Annotated in this window: 3 protein-coding genes; all 3 read right to left on the bottom strand. The window is 74.7% G+C overall.

Annotation, left to right across the window (positions count from 1 at the left end):
- Positions 1 to 695: alpha/beta fold hydrolase (locus VR44_RS37875; protein WP_045952217.1), on the bottom strand; the 695-nt coding region annotated here is incomplete at its 3' end.
- A gap of 179 nt (positions 696 to 874) precedes the next feature.
- Entirely contained in the window at positions 875 to 1,960 is a 1,086-nt protein-coding gene (locus VR44_RS37870; RefSeq protein ID WP_045952218.1) for an S-(hydroxymethyl)mycothiol dehydrogenase, read from the bottom strand.
- Positions 1,961 to 2,033: 73 nt separating this feature from the next.
- On the bottom strand, positions 2,034 to 2,978 hold the full coding sequence (locus VR44_RS37865) for a LysR substrate-binding domain-containing protein (protein WP_045952216.1): 945 nt from the start codon (positions 2,976 to 2,978) through the stop codon (positions 2,034 to 2,036).
- Positions 2,979 to 3,084: the final 106 nt, after the last annotated feature.

Raw genomic sequence — 3,084 nt, 5'->3', positions numbered from 1 at the left:
GTCGTGAGCCGGTGGCCGCCCGGGAGTTCGGCGGGCCGCTCGGCGAGGTGGGCGGCGATGCGGCGGGCGCGCTCGACGTCCATGGGGTAGCGGGCGTAGTGGGCGAGGTTCTTGCGTTCGACGCGGGGGTACGCGGCCTCGTAGACCTCGGTCGCGGTGGCGTCGAGGGCGGGCAGGCCGCCGGTGATCAGGGCGGCGGTGAGGCCCTCGGGGGCGGTGGAGAGGTAGTGGGTGGTGCAGAACCCGCCGAAGCTCTGGCCGAGCACGGTCCAGGGCGCGCCGCCGGTCAGGGTGCGGCGGATGCTCTCGGCGTCGCGGACGATGGAGTCGGCGCGGAAGTGGGCGAGGTAGTCGGCCTGCTGGGCGGGGGTGCCGCGCAGGGGCAGCGTCTGCCGGTTGGCCGGGGTGGAGCGGCCGGTTCCGCGCTGGTCGAGGAGGAGGACCCGGTAGTCGGCGAGGGCCCGCTCCAGCCAGGCCTCCCGTCCGGTGAAGCGCCGCGCCCCGAAGCCCGGGCCGCCCTCCAGGTAGAGCAGCCAGGGCAGCCGCTCGGGGTCCTTGCCGGTCGCCACGGTCTCGCGCGCGTAGAGCTCGATGTGCTCCCCGTCGGGGCGGGCGTGGTCGAGCGGCACGGTGAAGTGGTGGTCGGTGAGGACGACACCGGGCTGGCGGTAGCTGTGGCTGCGCTGGCGGGTCACGGACGGCTCCTGGGCTGTGGGGGGCCTGTCGGCGCGTTCCCGTCGTCGCCCGGAGAGCGGCGACGGGAACGAGCCGACAGGTCCCGGGCCTCCGCCGGGGCCCCGGCCGGGTCGCGGCCGGGGTGGGCGGAGGTGTGCGGTCCGGCCGAGTCTACGGAACGCTTCCGCGGGTCAGCCGGTCAGAACTCGACCACCGAGCGGAGGACCTCGCCGCGCTCCATGCGGGCGAAGGCCTCCTCGACCCCGTCGAGCGGAATGGTCTCGGAGACGAAGGCGTCGAGGTCGAGCCGGCCCTGGAGGTAGAGGTCGATCAGCAGGGGGAAGTCGCGTTCGGGCAGGCAGTCGCCGTACCAGGAGGACTTGAGGGCGCCGCCCCGGCCGAAGACGTCGAGGAACGGGAGTTCGAGCTTCATCTCCGGCGTCGGTACGCCGACCAGCACCACGGTGCCGGCCAGGTCCCGGGCGTAGAAGGCCTGCTGGTAGGTCTCGGGGCGGCCGACGGCCTCGATGACCACGTCCGCGCCGTTGCCCCCGGTCAGCTCCTGGATCGCCTTGACCACGTCCTGCGCGCGCCCGTTGACGGTGTGGGTGGCGCCGAGTCCGCGCGCCCACTCCAGCTTCCGGTCGTCCAGGTCCACGGCGATGATCTTCGATGCGCCGGCCAGCCGGGCGCCGGCGACGGCCGCGTTGCCCACTCCCCCGCAGCCGATGACGGCGACCGAGTCGCCGCGCCCGACGTTGCCGGTGTTCAGGGCGGCGCCGAGGCCGGCCATCACCCCGCAGCCCAGGAGCCCCGCGGCGGCGGGCGAGGCGGCCGGGTCGACCTTGGTGCACTGGCCGGCGGCGACGAGGGTCTTCTCCGCGAAGGCCCCGATGCCCAGCGCCGGGGAGAGGGGGGTGCCGTCCTCCAGGGTCATGGGCTGGGTGGCGTTGTGCGTGGCGAAGCAGTACCAGGGGCGTCCGCGCTTGCAGGCCCGGCAGGTGCCGCACACCGCACGCCAGTTGAGGACCACGAAGTCGCCCGGGGCGACGGAGGTGACGTCCGGGCCGACGGACTCGACGACGCCGGCCGCCTCGTGGCCGAGGAGGAAGGGGAACTCGTCATTGATCCCGCCCTCCCGGTAATGCAGGTCGGTGTGACAGACCCCGCAGGCCTGGACCTTGACCAGGGCTTCGCCCGGGCCCGGGTCGGGCACGAGGATCGTGGTCGTCTCCACCGGTGCGCCCTTGCTGCGCGCGATGACTCCTCGTACGCGATGTGTCACGTCGTACCCCGTTCTGATCGGATCGGTCTGGATCACCGAACGTACACGGGCGGCGTGCGGTACGGGAGTTGTGTCACGTACCGGCGCGCGGCTCGGCCAGATCCTGCGGTACGGCGGCCCGGAGGGAGGCGGCGAAGGCCGCCACGGCGGGGTGGGCGCCGGCTCCGCTGCGGAAGGCGATCTTGGTGCGGCGTTCCATGTGGAGGCGGGTCAGGGCGACCGCGGGGTCCGGGGGGCCGGTCACCCCGAGCTGCGGTACGACGGCCACCCCCTGGCCGGCCGCGACCAGCGCGAGGACGGTGGCGAACTCGTCGACGCGGTGCCGGACGCGCGGGGTGAACCCGGCGGCCTGGCAGGCGCGCAGGGTCATGGCGTGGCAGAGGGTGCCGGGAGTGGCGGTGATCCAGGGCGCGTCCCGGTGGCCCCGCAGGACCTCGCCCTGGTCGTGGCCGGCCGTTCCGGGCCCCGCGGCGGGTGCCGCCTCGGGGCGCGGGGCGGCCAGGTACATCGCCTCCCCGTACAGCGGCCGGGTGGCCAGTCCCGGCTCGGGGGCCGCGGGGACGAAGTCGTACTCGTGGACCAGGGCCACGTCCAGGTCCCCGGCCCGCAGCGCGTGGGCGACCGCCGCCGGGTCGGTCTCGTGGACCATCGGCTCCAGCGCCGGGTGGCGCCGGGCCAGGTCGACCAGGGCGGCGGGGACGAGGGCGCGGGTCGCGGTGGGGAAGGCCCCGATGCGCAGTACCCCGGCGAGGCCGCTGCGGGCCTCGGCGAGGTCGGCGTCGGCCTGTTCCAGCCGCTCCAGCACCGCCTCGGCGTGCCCGACCAGGTTCTGGGCGGCCGGGGTGAGCCGGACCCGGCGGCCGGTGCGCTCCAGCAGCGGCAGTCCGGCCTCGCGCTCCAGGACGGCGAGCTGCTGGGAGACGGCGGAGGGGCTGTAGGCGAGGGCTTCGGCCACGGCGGCGATGGTGCCGCGGCGGGCGAGTTCACGCAGGAGCCTCAGGCGGCGTACGTCGAGCATCGGCTCAGCTTATGGATCGCGTAAGGAACGTGAACTGGATTCGGTGCTCGGAGCGGGCGAGGCTCTTCCCATGCGACAGGACACGGAACGGCACGGGGAACAGCAC

This window comes from Streptomyces katrae, from assembly GCF_000966975.1.
Taxonomy (GTDB): Bacteria; Actinomycetota; Actinomycetes; order Streptomycetales; family Streptomycetaceae; genus Streptomyces; species Streptomyces katrae.
This window is presented reverse-complemented; position numbering and strand designations above follow the sequence as displayed.

Bases quoted from the DNA above. Each gene is read 5' to 3' on its own strand.
- VR44_RS37865 (WP_045952216.1), bottom strand. From the start codon at position 2,978: ATGCTCGACGTACGCCGCCTGAGGCTCCTGCGTGAACTCGCCCGCCGC.